Source organism: Nocardia sp. NBC_01730, from assembly GCF_035920445.1.
Classification (GTDB): Bacteria; Actinomycetota; Actinomycetes; order Mycobacteriales; family Mycobacteriaceae; genus Nocardia.
In genome coordinates this window covers 7,536,768-7,554,491 of the sequence record NZ_CP109162.1, presented here as the reverse complement: position 1 = coordinate 7,554,491, position 17,724 = coordinate 7,536,768, and the positions used below count along the sequence as shown (strand labels likewise).

The window sequence follows — 17,724 nt, the reverse complement described above, 5'->3', positions numbered from 1 at the left end:
AGTACGAACGTGCCAGAACAATCAGAAACATGACCCCTCCTCATATTCGAAGCCGCTGGTCGATCGGGTTACCAATGCGTACGAAACATGAGCGCTCCTCATGTTGACAGTTATCAAATTGTTATAATCCCAGGTGGGGTTACTGGCGAGTACGCCACGCCTGCCCGGTGCTTCGCGATGGCGGTGAAGCCCGGTAGAGTTTGGACGGTCGTACCATCAAGCGCGAGTGGCGAAATTGGCAGACGCGCCAGATTTAGGTTCTGGTGTCCACGGACGTAGGGGTTCAAGTCCCCTCTCGCGCATTACTCGAGCACGTATTTGCGTCAAACTTGACGCGAATACGTGTTCGACCACCTCCTCGATCGACGTTTCGTCCGCACTCCAGCGCCGCGGGCGTCCCAGGTGGGCGATCGAAGGCGCTCGCAGCACCCATCTCCGTCACGGATGACGTCGAAACGTGCGCGAGCGGTTACGTGCACACGCCGTCCCACACTGTCGATCAAGCCAACCGGGGGTTCAGGGATTTGGCCGTGCTTCTGTGTGCACGCGACACAGCCCGTCGCCGCGACCCCGAGGTAGTCGCACAGGCACTGGCCAACCACCACGTCGACGGGTGGTCTCCCACCCGAATCGCCCGCGAGCTCGACAAAAGCCGGTCGACGATCAGCCGAATGCTCAGCGACGCCGCAGCAATCACACTTCGTGTCGTAGGCGGGTGTAGCGCTGGCCACATGTGGGCGATCTGAGGTGTCGGGTCGAAGCCGAACTCCTCGGGGTGGACCGCCGCGGTTATCTTGCGTCGTTGCGGCGAGCTGTGGAGGCTGTGGGTTCGGTGAATCGTGTCACGGCGATGACCAGTGCGATGGCGAAGAACAGGAGATCGAGGATCATCTGGATATCGACAACGGTCCTGGCGGCGTCACTGACGGGCGAGATTGTTCCGGTGCCCGCAGTCGTCAGCATGCCCAACGAAAAGTACAGGGCTCCGGAGTGCGACAACGGCTCGGTGAAGTCTCTCGTCGTGCCCGCGTCGTAGTCCAGCTTCGAGAAAGTGACCAGGATGTCCACAGCGGCGAAGACGATGACGATCGTTGTCCACAAACGGTCTTTGATGACCATCACGGTGGCCACCGCATAGATCGTCACCACAGTCGGCGGTACGCAGGCGACCAGCACCATCGGCGCCGGCAGGCCGGACCTCGTAGAGGTCGCCCAGAAGTAGATCCAGAAGACCACCTGAACTGGTACCAACACGCACACAGCGCGCTTGGTTCGGCGCAGAGCCCGCTCCGACTCCTGTGGATCGCGAGCGGACTCGCCGGGTTGTTGGTCCGCTACGGCCGATTTCTCCTCGACACCCTTAGCAGCCACCTCGTCCGGGTCCGCCATGGCTGAGAGTCCAGGACGCGCGAAGCATGAATGGGGCGAGCCACGGCGCGGCCACTGTGTCGGGGCGAGTCGACACCCTTATCTGCTGGCTACGAAACTCCCGCTACTGCTTGCTACGCGGAGTCGCCTGTTGGCCCCAACCCGTGACGGTTCAGCTTCGTGGTCTGCGGCCGTATGACGACAGCCCTCGTCCGCACAGACCCTATTACTGTAAGTGAGCGTTTGGAAACAGGGTTACGCACGCGCGAGTCGTCGGGAGGTGGCGATGATCGCAGGTCACCAACATCGGCGACAGAACCAGCCAACCATGCAAACGGGGGCGCAACATCATAGAAGTTGCCTATCATTGCATACCATGGGGTAAGAGGCCGGAGCGGAGGTGGCAGTGCTGACTCGCGCGTGGATTCGGTGGCTGCTGCTGCACGGCCTGATGCGGTCCTATCTGCTGTGGTCGGCGCGTCGGGGCGATCCGCTCGCACAAATCGCCTTCGGCGACGATCGCTTGCTCGGCGTGTCGCCGTTCATCGAGGAGATCCGACAGCGGGGCCGTCTGCCCAAGCTATCGGGAGCGCACGTCACCACGGACTACGATTTGTGCCGTCTCATCCTGCGAGACAATCGCTTCGGCGTGGTCACGCCCAACCATCCGATCATTCCGAAGCCGATCCGCTGGGTATTGACCAAGACTGACTTGGGACTTCCCAACCTCGCGGAACCGCCCTCGATGCTGGTGACCGATCCGCCGGAACACACCCGGTACCGACGCCTGGTCGGGCAGGCATTCAGCCCGAGGGCGATCGCCAAATTGGAGCAACGGGCCGTTGAAGTGACCGATGGCCTACTCGAACGCCTGGAATCAAAGCCGCGACCGGACCTGATCGAGGACTTCGCCGCACAGGTGCCCGTCGCGATCATCGCCGAGATACTCGGATTGCCCGCCGACATGCATTCGACCATGCTGAAGTGGGGTTTCAACAGTGCGCCGCTGGTCGACCGAGCACTGACCTGGACCACGTATCGCCACGCCACCGACGAGCTGGCCGAGGTCAAGCAGTACTTCGACCAGCGCATCGACAAGCTCACCGCAGAACCGGGCGATGACCTGCTCACTGTGCTGGTGACGAGTGGTGAGCTCACCCGCCGCGAGCAGATGGCCAACGCGGCACTGCTGCTGGACGCCGGATTCTTGACGACGGTGAACCTGCTCGGCAACGGAATCGCGCTGCTGACCAGGCATCCGGATCAGCTGAAGCTTCTGATAGCACAGCCGGAGCTGTGGCCGGGCGCGATCGAGGAAATCCTGCGCTACGACTGCCCCGTGCGGATGACCGGCCGGATCGCCAACTGTGACGTCGACATCGCCGATCAGCACATCAAGCGCGGTTCCCTGGTCTTACTGTCATTGGCGGGCGCAAACTACGACCCCGGCGTCTTCCCCGATCCCGAACGATTCGACGTGACCAGGGCCAACGCCGCGGATCACCTCGCGTTCAGCGGCGGGGTGCACGGCTGCTTGGGATACCGGCTGGCTCGAATGGAAGGCGTCATCGCGCTGCGGACCCTCTTCGAGCGCTATCCGGATCTGCGCTTGGACGGCCCGCCGATCCCGCGTCGCCTGATCAACTTGCACGCCTACCGCTCCATGCCCGCCAAACTCACTGCCGACTAGCTTGAGTTTTGAAAGTGGGTGAGGGTGGGCAGGTGCCCGCCCTCACCCGTGTCGGAGCCATTGGTTGATAGCGGCGGTGCGGACGGTGGCCTGGTAGCGGGCGGCGCGTATATCTTCGAGTGCCCATCGTGTCCCGGTCGCCCAATCGGCCACTGGTTCGATTGTTCCGGACCGGACGCCCCCGCCCGACTCTCACCAGCTGCGACCCGGTGGCTGCAGAAAGCCCCCACCGAGCCGCGTCACCTGCGTGCCACCCGCCGACACACCGTCCACCGTGGCCACGGCCGACGACACCATCCAATCGGCACCCCGACCAGATGGCTCGCTACTTTGCCCCATGCGACCAACGGGATCGTCGACACCACAACCGACCACGGCAAGCTCATATTCGGCATGTTCGCCCTCATTGTCGAGTACGAGGCCGTCCTCATCGAAGAACGCACTCAAGCCGATTTTATAAACCGACCGGTCAATCTACCTTGGTCGAGTTCGGAGGGGTGCGACTCCTCGATCCGCCAATCACCTTCCCCGAATCAAGAAGAATGACAATTCCGTTTGACACCGACCTCTCATGAAGCGAAGATACAAACAGAATGTTCAATCTTTTTGAGGAGGTAAGTGATGGGAACGTCGCAGGGGCCGGTGGGCTCGGTGTCGTTGAGCGGTATCGGAGAGACGTCGCTGGGGGTGGCTGCGCTCCGGGCCAGGGAGAGTGCCCGGCCGGACCGGTTGTTCGAGGACCCGTACGCGCAGCGCTTTCTCGATGCCGCCGGCTACAGTTCCGCCGCATGGGCGGCAAGGCCGTCGAGCGGAAGGGGTTTCCTCGACCTGATGTCGGATCAGGTGGCGGTGCGGACCCGCTTTTTCGACGAAGTACTGCTGGACGCGGCCGGTGACGGGTGCAGCCAGGTGGTGCTGCTTGCATCAGGGATGGATGCCCGCCCATACCGGCTTGGCTGGCCGAGCGGTACGCGTCTGTTCGAGGTCGACTTCGGTGAGGTGCTGGCATTCAAACGCCGTGCACTCGCGGGCGTGAGGGCGGTGCCGCAATGTGCGCACTTCGAGGTAGCGGCAGACCTGAGCAAGGACTGGCCGGAGGTGTTGCGGGGAGCCGGTTTTCGGGCCGACGCGCCAACGATATGGCTTGCGGAGGGAATTTTGTACGCCTTGCCAGGTGAGGCAGCTGACTTGCTGCTGGAGCGGATGACCGAGTTGTCGGCACCCGGCAGTGAACTGGCTGCCGATCACGCCGAAGATTCCGAAGTGCTGCGCGAGGCTCGGGCGGCAATTTCCGAGGATCTGGTGCGGCTGTGGGGCGGTGGACCGACCACCGATCTCGACGCCTGGCTAGAGGGGCATGGTTGGGAACCCGGCGCGCACGAATTCGGCACGATCGCTCGGTCATTCAAACGGCCGGTGCCTCCGGCGTTCAACCCGCAGTCCGAAGGTTCTGGTCGGGGCTGGCTGATCACTGCTCGACTCCGCGTCGAGAAGTCGTGAACGGAGCTCGAAGCAGGCCGTCCACCAGCGAGCCGGTGATCTCATTTGCGCGGCGGGATATTGATCTCGCCAATAGGAATGATCAATCTATTTATGGGAGTGCAACGTGAATGCTGTGCAACGCGCGCTTGCCGTGGGCATCGCCGCCGCCGTGCTTCAGGCGGTGATGCTGATCGCTTTCGTCTGGCCCGCATCCAACACGAAGGCGCGGGATCTGCCCGTTGCCGTCGCTGGCGCACAAGCGGCGATGATCGCCGACCAGCTAGCCCAGCGCGGCCCGGGCTCGTTCGAGTTCATCACTGTCGCCGACGCCGCGGCAGCACGTGCCGCGATCGTCGATCTGGAGGTGTACGGGGCGATCGTCACGGAGGGCGGGTCCGATGATGTCGGGGCGCAGGTGCTGATTTCCTCGGCAGCAAGCCCGGCTGCTGCTCAACAGATGACCCAGATCGCCCAGCAGTTGTCGGGGGCTCCCGCTGCACTTGTCGAGGATGTTGTCGCCAGCGACCCCGATGACCTGGGTGGCAGAGGATTTGCGGCCATGGTGCTTCCGCTGGTGATGTCGAGTCTCGCGGCCGGTTACCTACTCGCCCTGGTCGTCGCATCGGTCGGAGCGCGCATGGCCGGCCTGGCGGTTTACTCCATTGCTGCCGGATTGCTGAGTATGACGATCATTCAGGGTTGGCTTTCACTGATCCCGGGGTCCTTCCCGGTCCTTGCCGGCGTAGTCGGGCTGATCTCGTTCTCGGTGTCCGGAGCCATAGTCGCACTAGGGACGGTCGCTGGCCGTACCGGTCTCGGCATCGGGGGCCTGACCTTTCTGCTGCTGGGCAACCCGCTCTCGGCAGCCGCGACAGGGCCCGAGATGCTGCCGAAGCCGTGGGGTTCTCTCGGTCAGCTGCTGCCCCCAGGGGCTGGTGCCTCGCTGCTTCGCTCGGTCGCCTATTTCGGCGGTGCCGGCACCGCCGGAACGTTAACGGCCCTCCTGGTTTGGGCGACCACTGCTTTGGCCCTCCTTCTCGCCAGCGCCTTCCGCGCCCGCCAGCCCTCCGCGGACCTCCCTCCGGCACTGGTCTCTGCTTGATGGAATGGTCGAATACGCCACCACGGATAACCCTCGACGGCCGGCATGCCCGCGCGTAATTCGGTTGAGCCGAATCTCCACCTCGGCGCTGCGGGACAGCGTGCAAACTAGAGCCCTCAAGCCGAATGATCCTTCTTTATACTCGAACGATGCCACGTCTTACCCAAGGTTATCGTGATGCACGCCGAAGGCAGGTCGTCGATGCCGCCCGGCGCTGCTTCACGCGTTCCGGGTTCCATGCCACGTCCATGCAGGACATCTTCACCGAGTCCGGTCTGTCCTCCGGCGCAGTGTATGGCTACTTCCCCAGCAAGGAAGCGCTCGTCGGCGCGATCGTCGAAGAGGTACTCGACGAAATTACGGTCGGATTCGATGATGTACTCAACAGCGATGAGTTGCCGCCGCTCGCCGAGGTTCTGGAGCATATGTTCAGTGTCTTGGATAGGCAGGAGAACAGACGGGAGTTCGCGGCACTCGCTGTGCAGGTATGGGCGGAGGCGGTACGCAGCCCCGTGCTCGGCGCTCTGCTGTCACAGAGCTATCGCACGGTGCGCGAGAAGTTTTCGCGTCTCATCAAGCGTTACCAGCGGGAACGGCTGCTCGATCCTGCGGTCAAAGTAGGCGATGTTGCGCGTGTGCTCACCACACTCGGTCCGGCTTTCCTTTTTCAGCAGGCACTGCTCGACGGCGTGGGTGCGAACGCGTTCAGCAAAGGTCTGGGCCCTCTTCTGCCTGCGCTCGAGGCGACATAGTCGAAGGAAACAAGGACACGCCGGAACATATGGCGTTCACCGCGTTCGGTCGGATGGTGCGGCTGGATCGGCCGCGGGAACGCGATAACGGCGGGCTGGGTCTGGGACTTTCGATCGTCACGTGACCTTGGAGTGTTCCCGGTGCAGGAGCGCTGTCAGCCCGCCCATCGAGTGTCCGGTCAGGTGGAAGCGTTCGATCTCTTTCGCACGGAGTACGTGCTCGGCGACCGAAACCAGGAACGGTATCGAGATGACGTCGAGGTCCGAGCATGTCGTCGCACCACAGCCCGGTGCGTCGTAGGCAAGTACGGCGTGGTCGGCGAGTCGTGCCTGGTGGATGACGTCGACGTAGTCCTCTTTGGTCGATCCGAACCCGTGAAGGAACACCAGGGGCGTGCCGGTGCCGTGGCGGTGGAGGCCAGCGATTTCGACGCGCGTCTCACCGATGGTGAGTGAAACAGTGAATCGTTCGATCTTGGTTACCGCACTCATCGGGTCGCGATCCCCGATGCGTCTGCTGCACGGGCCGAGGTGGGGCCGAACGCGTCGTACAGGCGGTCGATCGCTGTGGCGAGTGCGTCGTCGTCGACCGCGAAGCACACCCGAATTCGGCCGGGTGCGTCGAATGCCTCGCCGGGAACGACTGCGACGTGGGCGGTGTCGAGCAGCCATGTGGCGAGTTCGGCGCTGCTGTTCCAGCCGCGCGCGCGTAGGAGGCCCTCGACATAGGGGAATGCGAACATGCCGCCGTCTGGGAGTGGACAGTCGATGCCGTCGATCCGGTTCAGTGCGTCCACGAGTTGCTTACGTCGCCGCCGGTAGTCGCGCGCCGCCTTGAAGGGTGTGTGGGTGTCGAGCATGGCGGCGCGGGCGGCGCGCTGTGTGACGGTCGGGACGTGGGTGATAGTGCGGGAGACGTGAAGTCGAGCGGCCGCGATGATTTCCGGTGGTGCGGCGAGCCATCCTATTCGCCACCCGGTCATGGCGTGTTCCTTCGACACTCCCCCGACGATGACGATGCGCTCACGGAGCTGCGGTGCCACGCGCAGGGCCGGTTGGTAGGTGCCGGTGTAGTCGAAGGCGCGGTAGATATCGTCGCTGATGATCCAGATACCTTGTTGCCCGGCCCAATTCACGATCTGACGCAGCCGGGACTCGTCGTACACCACGCCCGTGGGGTTTCCAGGGCTGGACAGGATGAGGGCGCGGGTGCGTGGAGTGCGGTGGCGGTCGAGTTCGTCGACAGTCAGTCGGAATCGGCCGTCTGTGGAAACCGGTGACGCGACTCCTCCTGCGGCGGTGACGACTTCGGTTTCTCTGAACTACTGGTAAGGCTGGTGACGTGCGAAAAGTATTGCTTGCGAAGCTTTCTCTTCCGGGGCGAGCAGCATGTGAGCCTCGACCTTGAATCCGGCATCACGCAGCCAGGTCGTCATGAGGTCCGGCTGCCGACGGTGGACATGGACATTCATCGGGTGACCGCCATAGCCTTGGGTCTTCAACTGCGACTCGGTGCCGACGTGGAACAGTAATTGCAGTGGTCCGCCGGGACGCAGTACTCGATGAAAGTGCCTCAGCACGGCCGGGACCTCGTCGTCGGGGACGTGGATCAACGACTGCCAAGCCAGCATGCCGGCCATCGAGGCTGCCGGGAAGTCCAGCTCCGTCATAGAACCCACCTCGAACCGCAGTCCAGGGTGGTCACGCCGAGCTGCCTCGATCATCCCAGGGGAGAGATCGACACCGAAGGCATCAACACCCAGCTCGTGTAAGTAGGCGGTAACGTGTCCGGGACCGCACCCGACATCGGCTACGAGCCCGCCGCCAGCGGCCCGCACGCTGTCCGCGAACAATGCCAGAGCTGCACGGAGGTATGGGTGTCCAGCCAAGGCATCGCGCACCTGGTCGGCATAGCTCAGCGCGACAGTGTCGTAGGAGATTCGGGTATCGGTCAACCAGTCGTCTGCGCTCATCACCGGCAGGGTAGTCCGTAACCATCAATCGCCATTGACCGACGCTGCGGCGGCCGGATTGAGGAGCATCTGAGCTAATTTCTATGGGGCAGCAGTCCTTCCGAAAGTGGCATCGAATCCGGGGATGCCGAGTTCGGTCCCTGCTGTGGTTCGCTGGAGCGTGGCGTCGATCTGGGCGAGTTTGTCGTTGACGCCGCTGTAGCTGACCTGCAGGCCCTCGATTTCGCCGAGCCAGCCCTCGCGTCTGGCCTCGACGATGCGGGCTTCGAGGTTGTCGCGGATCTCTTCGAGCCTGGCTCGTTGGGCCGGGTCCGGTCTCAGGAGTGAACATCGGACGCATGCGTGCTCATGAATGCAGGGCGTCGAAAATGCCCGCGCGCATGTCCCGACCGACACTTTCCGCTTCTCGAAGTGAGACAGGAACGCATCCCACTCTTCGTTGGTCGGCGTGCGGTATTCTTCGCCGGGCCGAACCGACCGGCGCCGTGCGATGAAGGCTCGGTGTGCCTCAATGGTTTCCGCAGGGTAGACGGCCTTGTAGCCCATGGTTGTATCGATGCTTTTGTGCCCGCAAATGACCTGTGCGATGTGCGGTGGCAGGCCGTTCATGATGGCGTCGGTGACGAAGATCCGCCGGAAATCGTGAGGGCTGAAGATCAGCGGGTCGCCGTTGGGGTCGGTGAGGTCGGTCGCGGCGAGCGCGTTGATGAGCAGTTTCCGGATCGCGGTTGGGGTGAAGGCGCGGCGTTCGTTGCCGATCCCGCGCTGGAACAGCACCGGCATGGGCGGGTTCCAGATTCTCTCCCTGACGTCGTAGGAGACGACCAGCGGGATGGAGCCGTCCGGGTTGCGTAAGCGTTGGACGATGGTGCTGAGAATGTCGGCCAGTTCGGGGCTGACCAGCAGGAGGCGCTCAGTGTCGGTTTTCGAGGGTGCAATCTGCAGCAGCGGGACGAGTTCGCCTGTGCTAGGCAGCCGGTATTCGGTGATGCTGTGGTGAGACAGTTCGAGTAGTTCCTCGCAGCGGATGCCGGTCAGGCGCAGGACCTCGATGGTCGCGAACGCCCAGAACGCTTCCTCTTCTTCATAGGACAGGTTGCGCCGTTTACCAGTCGTGACTTCCTCAGCCCAGATGAATCGCCCGATCGCTTTGGGAACTATGGCGTTTCGAAGTTTCCCGCCTGTTCCGTCGATGATCGCTCCGGGTTGTGCCGCTTGTGCTGCAGCCAGGAGCCCAGCCGTTGCGAGACGCCGGTCGTTGACGGTGGCCACGAGGGCAGGCAAGACGGGCAGCCGTTCGCGGGTACGCTGGTCCATGCGGGCTTTGCGGTGGTTGCGTTCCTTGGCCTTCTGAATTTCGGCGCTGGTGATCGGGCAGGGCGCGACCCACGGCCCCCAACGAGCGGGGTCCTCGACAGCCCAGTGCGCGATGTCGAGGTAGAGGGCCCGCACCCGGATTAGTTCGTCTTTCAGGCTCAGCCGCGGCACCGGCACTTTGATCCGCTCGCCAGTGCTGCTGATGGTGGTGCGTTCGACGGTGCCGAGACCGTCTTTCCAATCGCGCATCACCTCCGTCGGGATCTGCAGAGTGTCGATGCCGGGGGACAGTGCCTCGATGCGGGCCCAGAACAGGCCGGCCAGCGTCCTCGAGACCGTGTCGAGGCTGGAGAAGTCCAGAGACGGCTGTCGTTCACGCAGGTAGTCGATGAGCAGGTCTCGGATCGGTCGGCATTGGATGCGGTAGCGGTCGACCAGTTGCTCGATCGTCAGCCGTCCACCGGCCAACCCGAACGCGCGGATGCTGTGCGGCGAGTGTCCGCCGAAGATGCCCATAGCGCGCAACCGGAGATAGAAGTCGACTTTCTTCTGTCCGCCGCGGGTCTGGACTCGGCGCATGGTGTCGACCAGTTCCGCGCAGTCACCGACGACGATGTCAGCGATGGTCCCGCCTTTGCAGGCAAGGATCACGGCGATGCGAGTCGCCGAGATCTTCGCGTCAGCCCGGGAACTGGCCGGTTCAGCGGCGGCCAGTTCTGCCAGCCGGGCGAACCCGTTCGGATCCCTGACCTGCGCCATCATCGTCGTGAGATATCGGTGCGTGCGGGTAAGCATCCAACCCATGCCGGGGCGGAGCACATCTCCGCAGATCAGCATGAGCAGCCCGGACGTCAGATCGGTCGAGTCGTAGGAGGTGGTTCCGCCGTGTGCTGCCAGCCACGCCATCGGCAGCTCGATCCATCCTGCTCCCGGATGCTCCTCGGCGCCGCTGACCTGCCAACGCTCCTGCCAGGTCTCACCTGGGAACGACGACAGCCAGCGCAGTATCTTGGCCACCCCGCGTCGTCGCCCGCCCCGAGTGGTTTTCGCTGTAGGGGCGAACGGTGGGGCCGTCAACCGCTGTTGCACCTGCTCGGTCGTGGCTGCCGTGTGCGGCCACCATCCCTCGATCGATCGTGGCGGAAATTCGGTGCGCAGCTGACCATTGCGCAGCCGCTGCTCGGCGGCTACCGACGCAGCGGCGGTCAGGGGTTTGCGGGTGCTGTGCTTGACGATGGAGTTCACAGGTTCCTTCCGAACAACACGCTCAACGTCTGCGGGTCGTAACCGGGCGCCGGTGGTGGTGGCGCCGGTTTGTCGCGCTGTTCGGCGGTGCGGGCATGATGGGCCAGGACTCCGGCGATCACCTCGTCGCTGTTCGGGGTCAGGTAGATTTCGGTGGTGGACAGGTGCGCATGTCCCATGACCAGCTGCACGTCGCTCAACGTCAGCTGCGGGTCGCGGGCCATTCTGGCCGCGGCCGAATGCCTGAGATCGTGCAAGGTCCAGTCCGAGCCGAGGACTGCGTTGGCGCGCTCGAACATCCGGTGCGCCGCGTGATATTTCAACGGCCGCCGAGGCCGCCGAAGCGTCCACCACACCGGCTGGATCCGACCTTGGGGGACCTGGCCGTGTAGTTGTTCCTGATACAACCGCAGCCAAACGAACGCATCCGCCGACGCCGGCACCTGCTGGCAAGCGCGAGTTCCCTTGCGCACTACGGTGATCAGTTGCTGGCCCGGGTCGACGTCGCAATGCCGAAGCCCCAGCAGCTCCGACGCTCGCACCCCCGTCGAGATCCAGAACGCCACCAACGCGCGGTCCCGATGCGACCCCAGCGCCGCGAACAACTCGTTGAACCGGTGATCAGGAATCGCGCGAGGAATCCGATGCCGAACCTTCGGCCGATAACGCCCCACTCGCTCGCGCGGCCACCCATCCATCGGATTGCGATGCGCATGCGCCCGACGGGACCGCCGCGACGGATCCAGCGGGAACGGATTCAGAATCGGCCCACTTCCGGCATCGCGGTGAAAATCGTAGAAAGTCCGCAGCACAGTCTCCGAATGCGCCACGGTCGCCGGGGCGTATCCGTCTCCTGGAGCGGGCTTACCGCTGACTGAATTGACTTCTGCTGCCCTATGCTTTGCCCAACCAGCCCCATCGGAACGATCGACCCGACGGCGCTGCTTCACCGTCAGCTGGATCCAGCAACTGAAATCGCGGGCCTCGACCCGAGTTGCGCGGTCCCAGCCAACATCGATGGCCTGTAGAAACCGCCACCACCGCAACAGATCCATGCCATATGAGCGCAGCGTCGGCGCCGCCCGTCCCGCTGCCAGCAACTCTCGCAGGAATACCTCCACCGGGGCGACCACCGCCCCGCGGCTGTCCAGCAGCCGATACGGCTCGGACTCCTCGCCGGTGGCTATCAACCGACCAGACCGGGGCACCACCAGACCCGCGAGATCGCGGGTGTTCTCCTCGGATTCGATCACGCGGGCAAGCTACCCACCGAGCCCGACCGCAGTGGCCCCGACCTGCCCCGATCATGGGGTTAGTTCAGTCAATAGGGCATGTCCTGGCCAACCGGGTGCGCCGACCAAAACTTCGTCGCCGGGGCCGATCAGGGCGTGCGTAGCGAGAAACAACGCGTGTTTCGCGCCGAGGGTTATCTGGATGTCGTCGGCAGTCCAGGTGAGAGCGGTGTCGGCGGCGAGTTGGGTGGCGACGAGTTCTCGAAGCTCCGGGTCGCCCTGCGCGGGCCCGTAGCGGTGGGCGGTGGCGTCGCGGACGGCGTCGACGGCAGCGTCGATCACGGCGCTGCTGCTGGGTGCCTGTGGTTCTCCGGCGGCGAGTGTGATCGCGTCGGCGCCCTGTGCGCGGAGGGCTTCGGCTTTGACGGCGACGGCGAAGATCGGGTTGTCGGTCACAATGGTCACTGTCCTGCCGCGCCGAAGTTGTACAGCTCGAGTGTGGTGGCCCCGTTCAGCAGTTGCGACATGATCTGCTTCTCGTGGGCGACTCGGGCGTCGGCGCGGTCGAGGATCCGATCGATGTCGGTGGCCGGCAGGGCGACGACCCCGTCGACATCGCCGACGATGAGATCGCCGGTTCGGATCGTTACACCGCCGATCGTCACGGGACGCTCGAACACGCCGCGGAAGTCCTTGCGCGTCCCGAGGATGGAATTGTTGCGCGAGAAGACAGAAAACCGCAGAGCCTCCAGTTCGGCGGCGTCGCGGACGCCGCCGTCGATCAACAGGCCGTTCAGTCCGCGATGTTGGGCGGCGACGGTGAGGACTTCACCCCAGTGGCCGAAGCCGGCGCCGCCGAGAATGTAAGAGGTTCTGAATATCACTGTCGAGGTGCGGCAAGCTCGTTATTTTGTTGCGGTGGCCGAAGAACTGCATTTCGGTCGAGCGGCAGAGCGGCTGCGGATGTCACAGCCGCCGCTCTCGCAGGCAATCAAGCAGACCGAACGGCAGCTGGGTTGCGAATTGTTGCACCGCACTCATCGATCGGTCGCCCTCACCGCGGCCGGAACAGTGTTCCTGCAGCAGTGTCGGGCGTTGATCCGCCAAGCTGAGGATGCCGAGGCCGCCGTGCGGCACGCGGCCGTCGGCCATGGTGGTCGGATTCGCCTGGGTGCGGTGGCTTCGGCATTCTCGTGGCCCTTGCCGCGCGTGCTCGAAGAGTTCCACGCTGAGGTGCCGGGCGTCGAGATCCGGACACAGGAGATCGATACGCACGAGGCAGCGGCAGGTCTCCTCGACCGCACGCTCGATTGCGCGATTGTGCGACAGACCGCCCCGGTCCGCGGTACCACGGCGACGACGATATTCGTCGACCGGTTCGTCGCGGCCTTACCTGCCGATCATCGGGCGGCCGACACCTTCGAGCCATTCGATCTGGGCGAGCTGGCAAGTGACTCGTGGGTGTGGCTGCACCGCCACATCTCACCCGACTACCACGATGCGATGGGCGCGATGTGCCGAGCCGCCGGTTTCAGCCCCATCCCGGCGCACTGGGCGCGGTCGGTGACCTCCCAGATCGCCATGGTCGACTGCGGCCTAGGGGTCACGGTGGTACCCGCTGCGGCCGCCGCCGCGGCCAGTCCGTCCGTGTGCTTCCGCCCCTTACGCCACGGGGCTACGACCATCGAGCTGTCCGCAATGACCCGCTCCGACCCCGAACCCCTGGTCGGCCGGCTCACCGAGTTGATGACCCGATCGGTAGCGAAAATCGAACCAAGTCACCCGGTTTGAGCTGGGCTGCGGTCGACAGCGAATCGGTGGTGAGTACGGCGATGATCGGTTAGCCGCCAGTTGCCGTCCGGTCGTGCAAGGAACAGGATCAGCGCGCCGGACGGTGGTATCTGCAAGGCCCCGGTAACCATCCCCGACTCGAAGGCGAATATATCCCACGATCCGCATCACCCCGCCGCGGCGATCGTGGCCGTCGCCGTCGTGTGAGGGCGATTCGGCCCCCACTCGTTCTGCGACTACTGCGATGGTTCGTCCTCGGACTGTCGGCCGCAGCTCAGTGGCACCTGCTCGAACTCTGCCGATACCTGCCGCAGGAACTGCGGCGGCGGAGTCTCTGATTTCGTTGTTACGTACAGTGTTTCGATAACGGGCTGCAGCTGGTGGCCTGCATCGACGACCGGCCGCACCAGCCTCAGCTCGGCGCACCGACTCAGCACCGGGGCCAGTAGCTCGGCCGCGCGAAGCGTCTGCCCGGTCGCCGACAGGCAGCACCCGCGCAGCAGCTCCGCGTGCAGCAGCGCGCGCGGCCGGTCCTGCCGGGCGATCTCGCGCACCAGCTGCTCGGCGCGACGGCAGGCCAGCTCGGCTGCCACACTGGTGCGTTCGGCAAGCAGCAGCCGGATCGCCGAGCCCTGGGCGAGCTCGGAAGCGACCGCCGACGCCACGTCAGGCTGCACGGTGTACGGGGCAAGTTGCTCGAGGGCTCGACGATCGATATCGGCGATCGGCAGCAGCAGACGGATCCGCTCGTTGACCATCCGGGCGGCGAGCCGCAGAATCGGCACCATCGCCGCGATCGCGGCGCCCTCGTCCAGCCGATGCCGTGCGGTGTCGAGATCGCCGCGCACCCCGGCCAGACGCGCCCCGGTCCCATAGGCCGCCAGCAGGAACTCCACCCCACCGCCCTCGACGGCCAACCCGACATCCAGCAACTCCTCGGCCTCGATGAATTGCCCCTTCTCGTACAGCAATTCGCCGAGTAGTGCACTGGCCAGCCGGGTGGAGTACGACTGCCGGCCGGTCTGCAGTGCCAGGCTCAGCGCGGTCCGGAAATAGGATTCCGCCGCCGCGAGGTCGAGTTGCTCGCTGGCGGCCATCCCGGCGACGCAGTCGCAGTACATGACGGCGAAGGGGCCACGGACACGATTTCGGTACGGCTCGAACCAGCGATGCCAGCGGTACACCTCATCGAACTCGAAGCGATGCAGCGCGGACCCCATCGCCATCATTGCGATTGCCCCCGCCATATACGGCCGGAGCGGCTCGCGGGCCAGCACCAGCACCGACTCCGGCACCCGCACGGGTTGGTCTACGACCACAGCCGCGCAGGTGCGGGCCAGCGCCGATTCGACGCGGGTCTCGTTGCTCTGGTCATCGTCGGCCGGTGCCTCCGCTAGTACCGCATCCGCGCGGTCGAGCACAGTGGTCGCGACGTCCAGGCGCTGCAGGGCGGTGTTCGCCCAGGCGATCTTCACCTGCAGCCCCGGATTCTGCACCGTCAGCGAGTCGGGCAGCTTGGCCACGAGCCCGAGCAGGGTCGCCATCCGCCCGGTTTCCAACAACTCCTCGGCATGCGCGTCCACAAGTTCCACGGCACGGTCGGGAGCGTTGGCCGCCAGTGCGTGATCGACAGCCTCGGTGACCATTCCGTGGTCGGCGAACCACTCGCACGCCGTCGAATGCAATTCCTCTAGCAGACCGGGATGCTGCTGGACCAGTCGGCGGCGCAGGAAGTCGGCGAACAACGCGTGATAGCGGAACCACCGGAGTTCGTCGTCGATGGCGCGCAGGAACAGATCCCGCTGGCGAACCTCCTCCAGCAGTTCCTGCCCGCCTGTCACGCCGGCCAGCGCTTCGGCGAGTTCGCCAGAGATTCGCTCGGGAACCGAGGTCCGCGTCATGAACTCGAGCATGTTCGGTTCGAGAGTGTCGATCACGTTCTCCATCAGATACTCACCGATGGCGTAATGCCGTCCGGAGATCTGGCTGATGTACGCGCCCGGATCGTCGCGTCCGCGCAGCGACAGCGACGCCAGTTGCACGGCAGCCGCCCACCCTTCGGTCGATGCGCGCAAGTGCTGGATCTCTTCGGCCGCCAGCGACAAGTCGTTGACGCCCGCGACGAACGCGGCGGTCTCGACGTCGTCGAACCGCAGGCCGGCCGCGTCGATCTCGACGAGTTCGTCGCGAACCCGCATCCGGCCCAGCGGCAGCCCTTTGCGACTGCGGCTGGTGACGATCATCTGCAGGTGATGGCAGCCGCGATCGAGCAGGAATTCCATCGCCGCGACGGTGACCGGGCTCGTCACCCGGTGCCAGTCGTCGACCACCAGGGCCACTGTCTCGCCATGGTTGTGAATCTCGTCGATCAGGGTGGCCACCACGTACTGTGTCGCATCGCTGGAGCGCTCCTCGAGGATTTGCGCCAGATCTGCCGCCACCTCAGGGTGCACGCGGCGAATCGCCTCGATGACATGAGACAGGAACCACACGACGTTGTTGTCGTCGAGATCCACGCTGAGCCAGGCGACGCGGACGCCGTCGGAGGCGAGAGAATCGACCCACTGCGCGGCCAGCGTGCTCTTCCCGAACCCGGCAGGCCCGTGGATCAGCACCAACCGCCGGGGCTCGCCTTGCCGCAGGATGTCGAGCAACCGTCGCCGCTGAACCGGCTGACGCGACGGCTCCGGCGGCCGATAGCGGGTCAACGGTGTCGCAAGCGCCGTCTGCACAGACAACGGTGGTGGTGTGGGGGCCGGTTCGACACCGATCTCGGGCCCGCCGGTCACCTCGCTTGCCGGAAGCACCATCGAGTTCACTGCCAAGCCGCTCGAGAACTCGATGTTCCGGAGTCGATCACCGAACTCACGAGCGGTCGCGGGCCGCTCCGCGGGATCGCCGGCCATTGCCGATTCGATAGCGACACACAGCAGCGCGGGCACTTCACTTCGCCGCAGGTCGGGAACCGGCTCGGTGGTGACCCGCACAAACTGCGCGACCACCGACTCGCCCTGTCTCCGCTCGAAGGCCGCGTGGCCGGTCAGCAAACAGAACAGCGTCGCGCCCAGGCTGTAGTTGTCGGCGGCCACCGTCGGCTCCCCGCCCCTGAGCACCTCGGGAGCCGTGAACGCCGGGGTCCCCGCCACCAGCCCGGCAGCGGTCTCGAATGCACCGCCGATGCGCGCGATGCCGAAATCGGCCAGCTGCGGCTCGCCATAGTCGGTCATCAGGATGTTGGCGGGATTGACGTCGCGGTGCACGATGCCGCCGGTGTGCGCGGCCGCCAGCGCACCGGCGATCTTCACTCCGACCGACAGCACTTCCTGCCATGGCAGCGGCCCCTTCGCCCGGATCCGCGACTGCAGTGATCCCTGTGCGTGAAACGGCATCGCGAGGTAGGGCTTGCCGGTTGTGGTGACGTCGGCTCGCAGCACCTGCACGATGTGCGGATGCGCGGAGAACCGGCCGAGGGCCCGCTGCTCGCGCAGGAAACGAGCCCGCTCGTCCTCGGTGACCTCGGAATCGAGAACCTTCACCGCCACCGCACGGTCGAGCGAGTGCTCGACGCACCGATACACCACACCGAAACCACCGCGACCGATCTCCTGTGCATCATCGAATCCCGCCGCAGCCAATTCCGCGGCGATACCGAAACTCAGGTCGCGCTGCGTCCCTTCGAGATCATGGCTGCCCACCGTCTGCTCATCAACTCCAGTGGCTCAACGAAACATTCTGTATACCGTTATATTTCGCCCGAAGCCCGATGGGTGGC

The 17,724-nt window shown here is 64.7% G+C and carries 13 protein-coding genes, 1 tRNA gene and 1 pseudogene; 6 read left to right on the top strand and 9 right to left on the bottom strand.

Annotated features, from left to right (window positions below; all coding sequences use genetic code 11):
- Positions 1-220: 220 nt before the first annotated feature.
- Positions 221-302 (top strand) — tRNA-Leu (locus OHB12_RS31380).
- Positions 303-789: 487 nt separating this feature from the next.
- On the opposite strand, the gene OHB12_RS31375 is transcribed toward OHB12_RS31380, so the two are convergent.
- Positions 790-1,389 carry a potassium channel family protein gene (locus tag OHB12_RS31375; RefSeq protein WP_327113394.1) on the bottom strand — a complete coding sequence of 200 codons (600 nt, stop codon included), beginning with the start codon at positions 1,387-1,389 and terminating at the stop codon, positions 790-792.
- Between the two features lie 430 nt (positions 1,390-1,819).
- Here OHB12_RS31375 and OHB12_RS31370 point away from each other — a divergent pair, with 430 nt between their 5' ends.
- From OHB12_RS31370 to OHB12_RS31355, 4 genes are all read left to right on the top strand, one after another.
- Complete coding sequence (locus tag OHB12_RS31370) at positions 1,820-3,058, top strand: cytochrome P450 (RefSeq protein ID WP_327121653.1); 1,239 nt, start codon at positions 1,820-1,822, stop codon at positions 3,056-3,058.
- 621 nt (positions 3,059-3,679) lie between these two features.
- A complete protein-coding gene (locus tag OHB12_RS31365; protein WP_327113392.1) occupies positions 3,680-4,558 on the top strand; it encodes an SAM-dependent methyltransferase in 879 nt (292 codons plus the stop codon).
- Between the two features lie 133 nt (positions 4,559-4,691).
- Positions 4,692-5,642, top strand: a complete 951-nt coding sequence (locus OHB12_RS31360) for a hypothetical protein (RefSeq protein WP_327113390.1) — start codon at positions 4,692-4,694, stop codon at positions 5,640-5,642.
- A 149-nt stretch (positions 5,643-5,791) separates the two neighbouring features.
- Positions 5,792-6,394: a TetR/AcrR family transcriptional regulator gene (locus OHB12_RS31355; RefSeq protein WP_327113388.1), complete on the top strand. Its 603-nt coding sequence runs from the start codon at positions 5,792-5,794 to the stop codon at positions 6,392-6,394.
- Between the two features lie 117 nt (positions 6,395-6,511).
- Here the strand turns inward: OHB12_RS31355 and OHB12_RS31350 are convergent, their stop codons facing one another.
- The 7 genes and pseudogenes from OHB12_RS31350 to OHB12_RS31320 form a co-directional block, all read right to left on the bottom strand.
- Positions 6,512-6,886, bottom strand: coding sequence for an alpha/beta fold hydrolase (locus OHB12_RS31350; protein ID WP_327113386.1), 375 nt, complete (start codon positions 6,884-6,886; stop codon positions 6,512-6,514).
- Positions 6,883-7,692, bottom strand: a pseudogene (locus OHB12_RS31345) (aminotransferase class I/II-fold pyridoxal phosphate-dependent enzyme); the annotation flags it as partial. The gene OHB12_RS31350 and the pseudogene OHB12_RS31345, both read right to left, overlap by 4 nt.
- A 24-nt stretch (positions 7,693-7,716) precedes the next feature.
- Positions 7,717-8,367 carry a class I SAM-dependent methyltransferase gene (locus OHB12_RS31340; RefSeq protein ID WP_327113384.1) on the bottom strand — a complete coding sequence of 217 codons (651 nt, stop codon included), beginning with the start codon at positions 8,365-8,367 and terminating at the stop codon, positions 7,717-7,719.
- Positions 8,368-8,448: 81 nt separating this feature from the next.
- Positions 8,449-10,929 (bottom strand): site-specific integrase, encoded by a 2,481-nt coding sequence (locus tag OHB12_RS31335; RefSeq protein WP_327113382.1) that lies wholly within the window; start codon positions 10,927-10,929, stop codon positions 8,449-8,451.
- A complete protein-coding gene (locus tag OHB12_RS31330; protein WP_327113380.1) occupies positions 10,926-12,182 on the bottom strand; it encodes a tyrosine-type recombinase/integrase in 1,257 nt (418 codons plus the stop codon). The genes OHB12_RS31335 and OHB12_RS31330 overlap by 4 nt, the downstream gene beginning before the upstream one ends.
- 51 nt (positions 12,183-12,233) lie before the next feature.
- The gene (locus tag OHB12_RS31325; protein WP_327113378.1) at positions 12,234-12,617 is read right to left on the bottom strand and encodes an aminotransferase class I/II-fold pyridoxal phosphate-dependent enzyme; all 384 of its coding nucleotides are present in this window, start codon (positions 12,615-12,617) and stop codon (positions 12,234-12,236) included.
- Positions 12,618-12,622: 5 nt separating this feature from the next.
- Positions 12,623-13,045 carry an RraA family protein gene (locus OHB12_RS31320; protein ID WP_327113376.1) on the bottom strand — a complete coding sequence of 141 codons (423 nt, stop codon included), beginning with the start codon at positions 13,043-13,045 and terminating at the stop codon, positions 12,623-12,625.
- Positions 13,046-13,052: 7 nt separating this feature from the next.
- Between OHB12_RS31320 and OHB12_RS31315 the strand changes: the two genes are divergently transcribed.
- Complete coding sequence (locus OHB12_RS31315; protein ID WP_327113374.1) at positions 13,053-13,952, top strand: LysR family transcriptional regulator; 900 nt, start codon at positions 13,053-13,055, stop codon at positions 13,950-13,952.
- 236 nt (positions 13,953-14,188) lie between these two features.
- Here the strand turns inward: OHB12_RS31315 and OHB12_RS31310 are convergent, their stop codons facing one another.
- Positions 14,189-17,647, bottom strand: a complete 3,459-nt coding sequence (locus tag OHB12_RS31310) for a protein kinase domain-containing protein (RefSeq protein ID WP_327113372.1) — start codon at positions 17,645-17,647, stop codon at positions 14,189-14,191.
- Between the last annotated feature and the right edge of the window lie 77 nt (positions 17,648-17,724).

Coding starts and splice junctions, on each gene's coding strand:
- OHB12_RS31365 (WP_327113392.1), top strand. CDS start 3,680: ATGGGAACGTCGCAGGGGCCGGTGGGCTCGGTGTCGTTGAGCGGTATC.
- OHB12_RS31350 (WP_327113386.1), bottom strand. CDS start 6,886: ATGAGTGCGGTAACCAAGATCGAACGATTCACTGTTTCACTCACCATC.
- OHB12_RS31370 (WP_327121653.1), top strand. CDS start 1,820: ATGCGGTCCTATCTGCTGTGGTCGGCGCGTCGGGGCGATCCGCTCGCA.
- OHB12_RS31375 (WP_327113394.1), bottom strand. CDS start 1,389: ATGGCGGACCCGGACGAGGTGGCTGCTAAGGGTGTCGAGGAGAAATCG.
- OHB12_RS31355 (WP_327113388.1), top strand. CDS start 5,792: ATGCCACGTCTTACCCAAGGTTATCGTGATGCACGCCGAAGGCAGGTC.
- OHB12_RS31340 (WP_327113384.1), bottom strand. CDS start 8,367: ATGAGCGCAGACGACTGGTTGACCGATACCCGAATCTCCTACGACACT.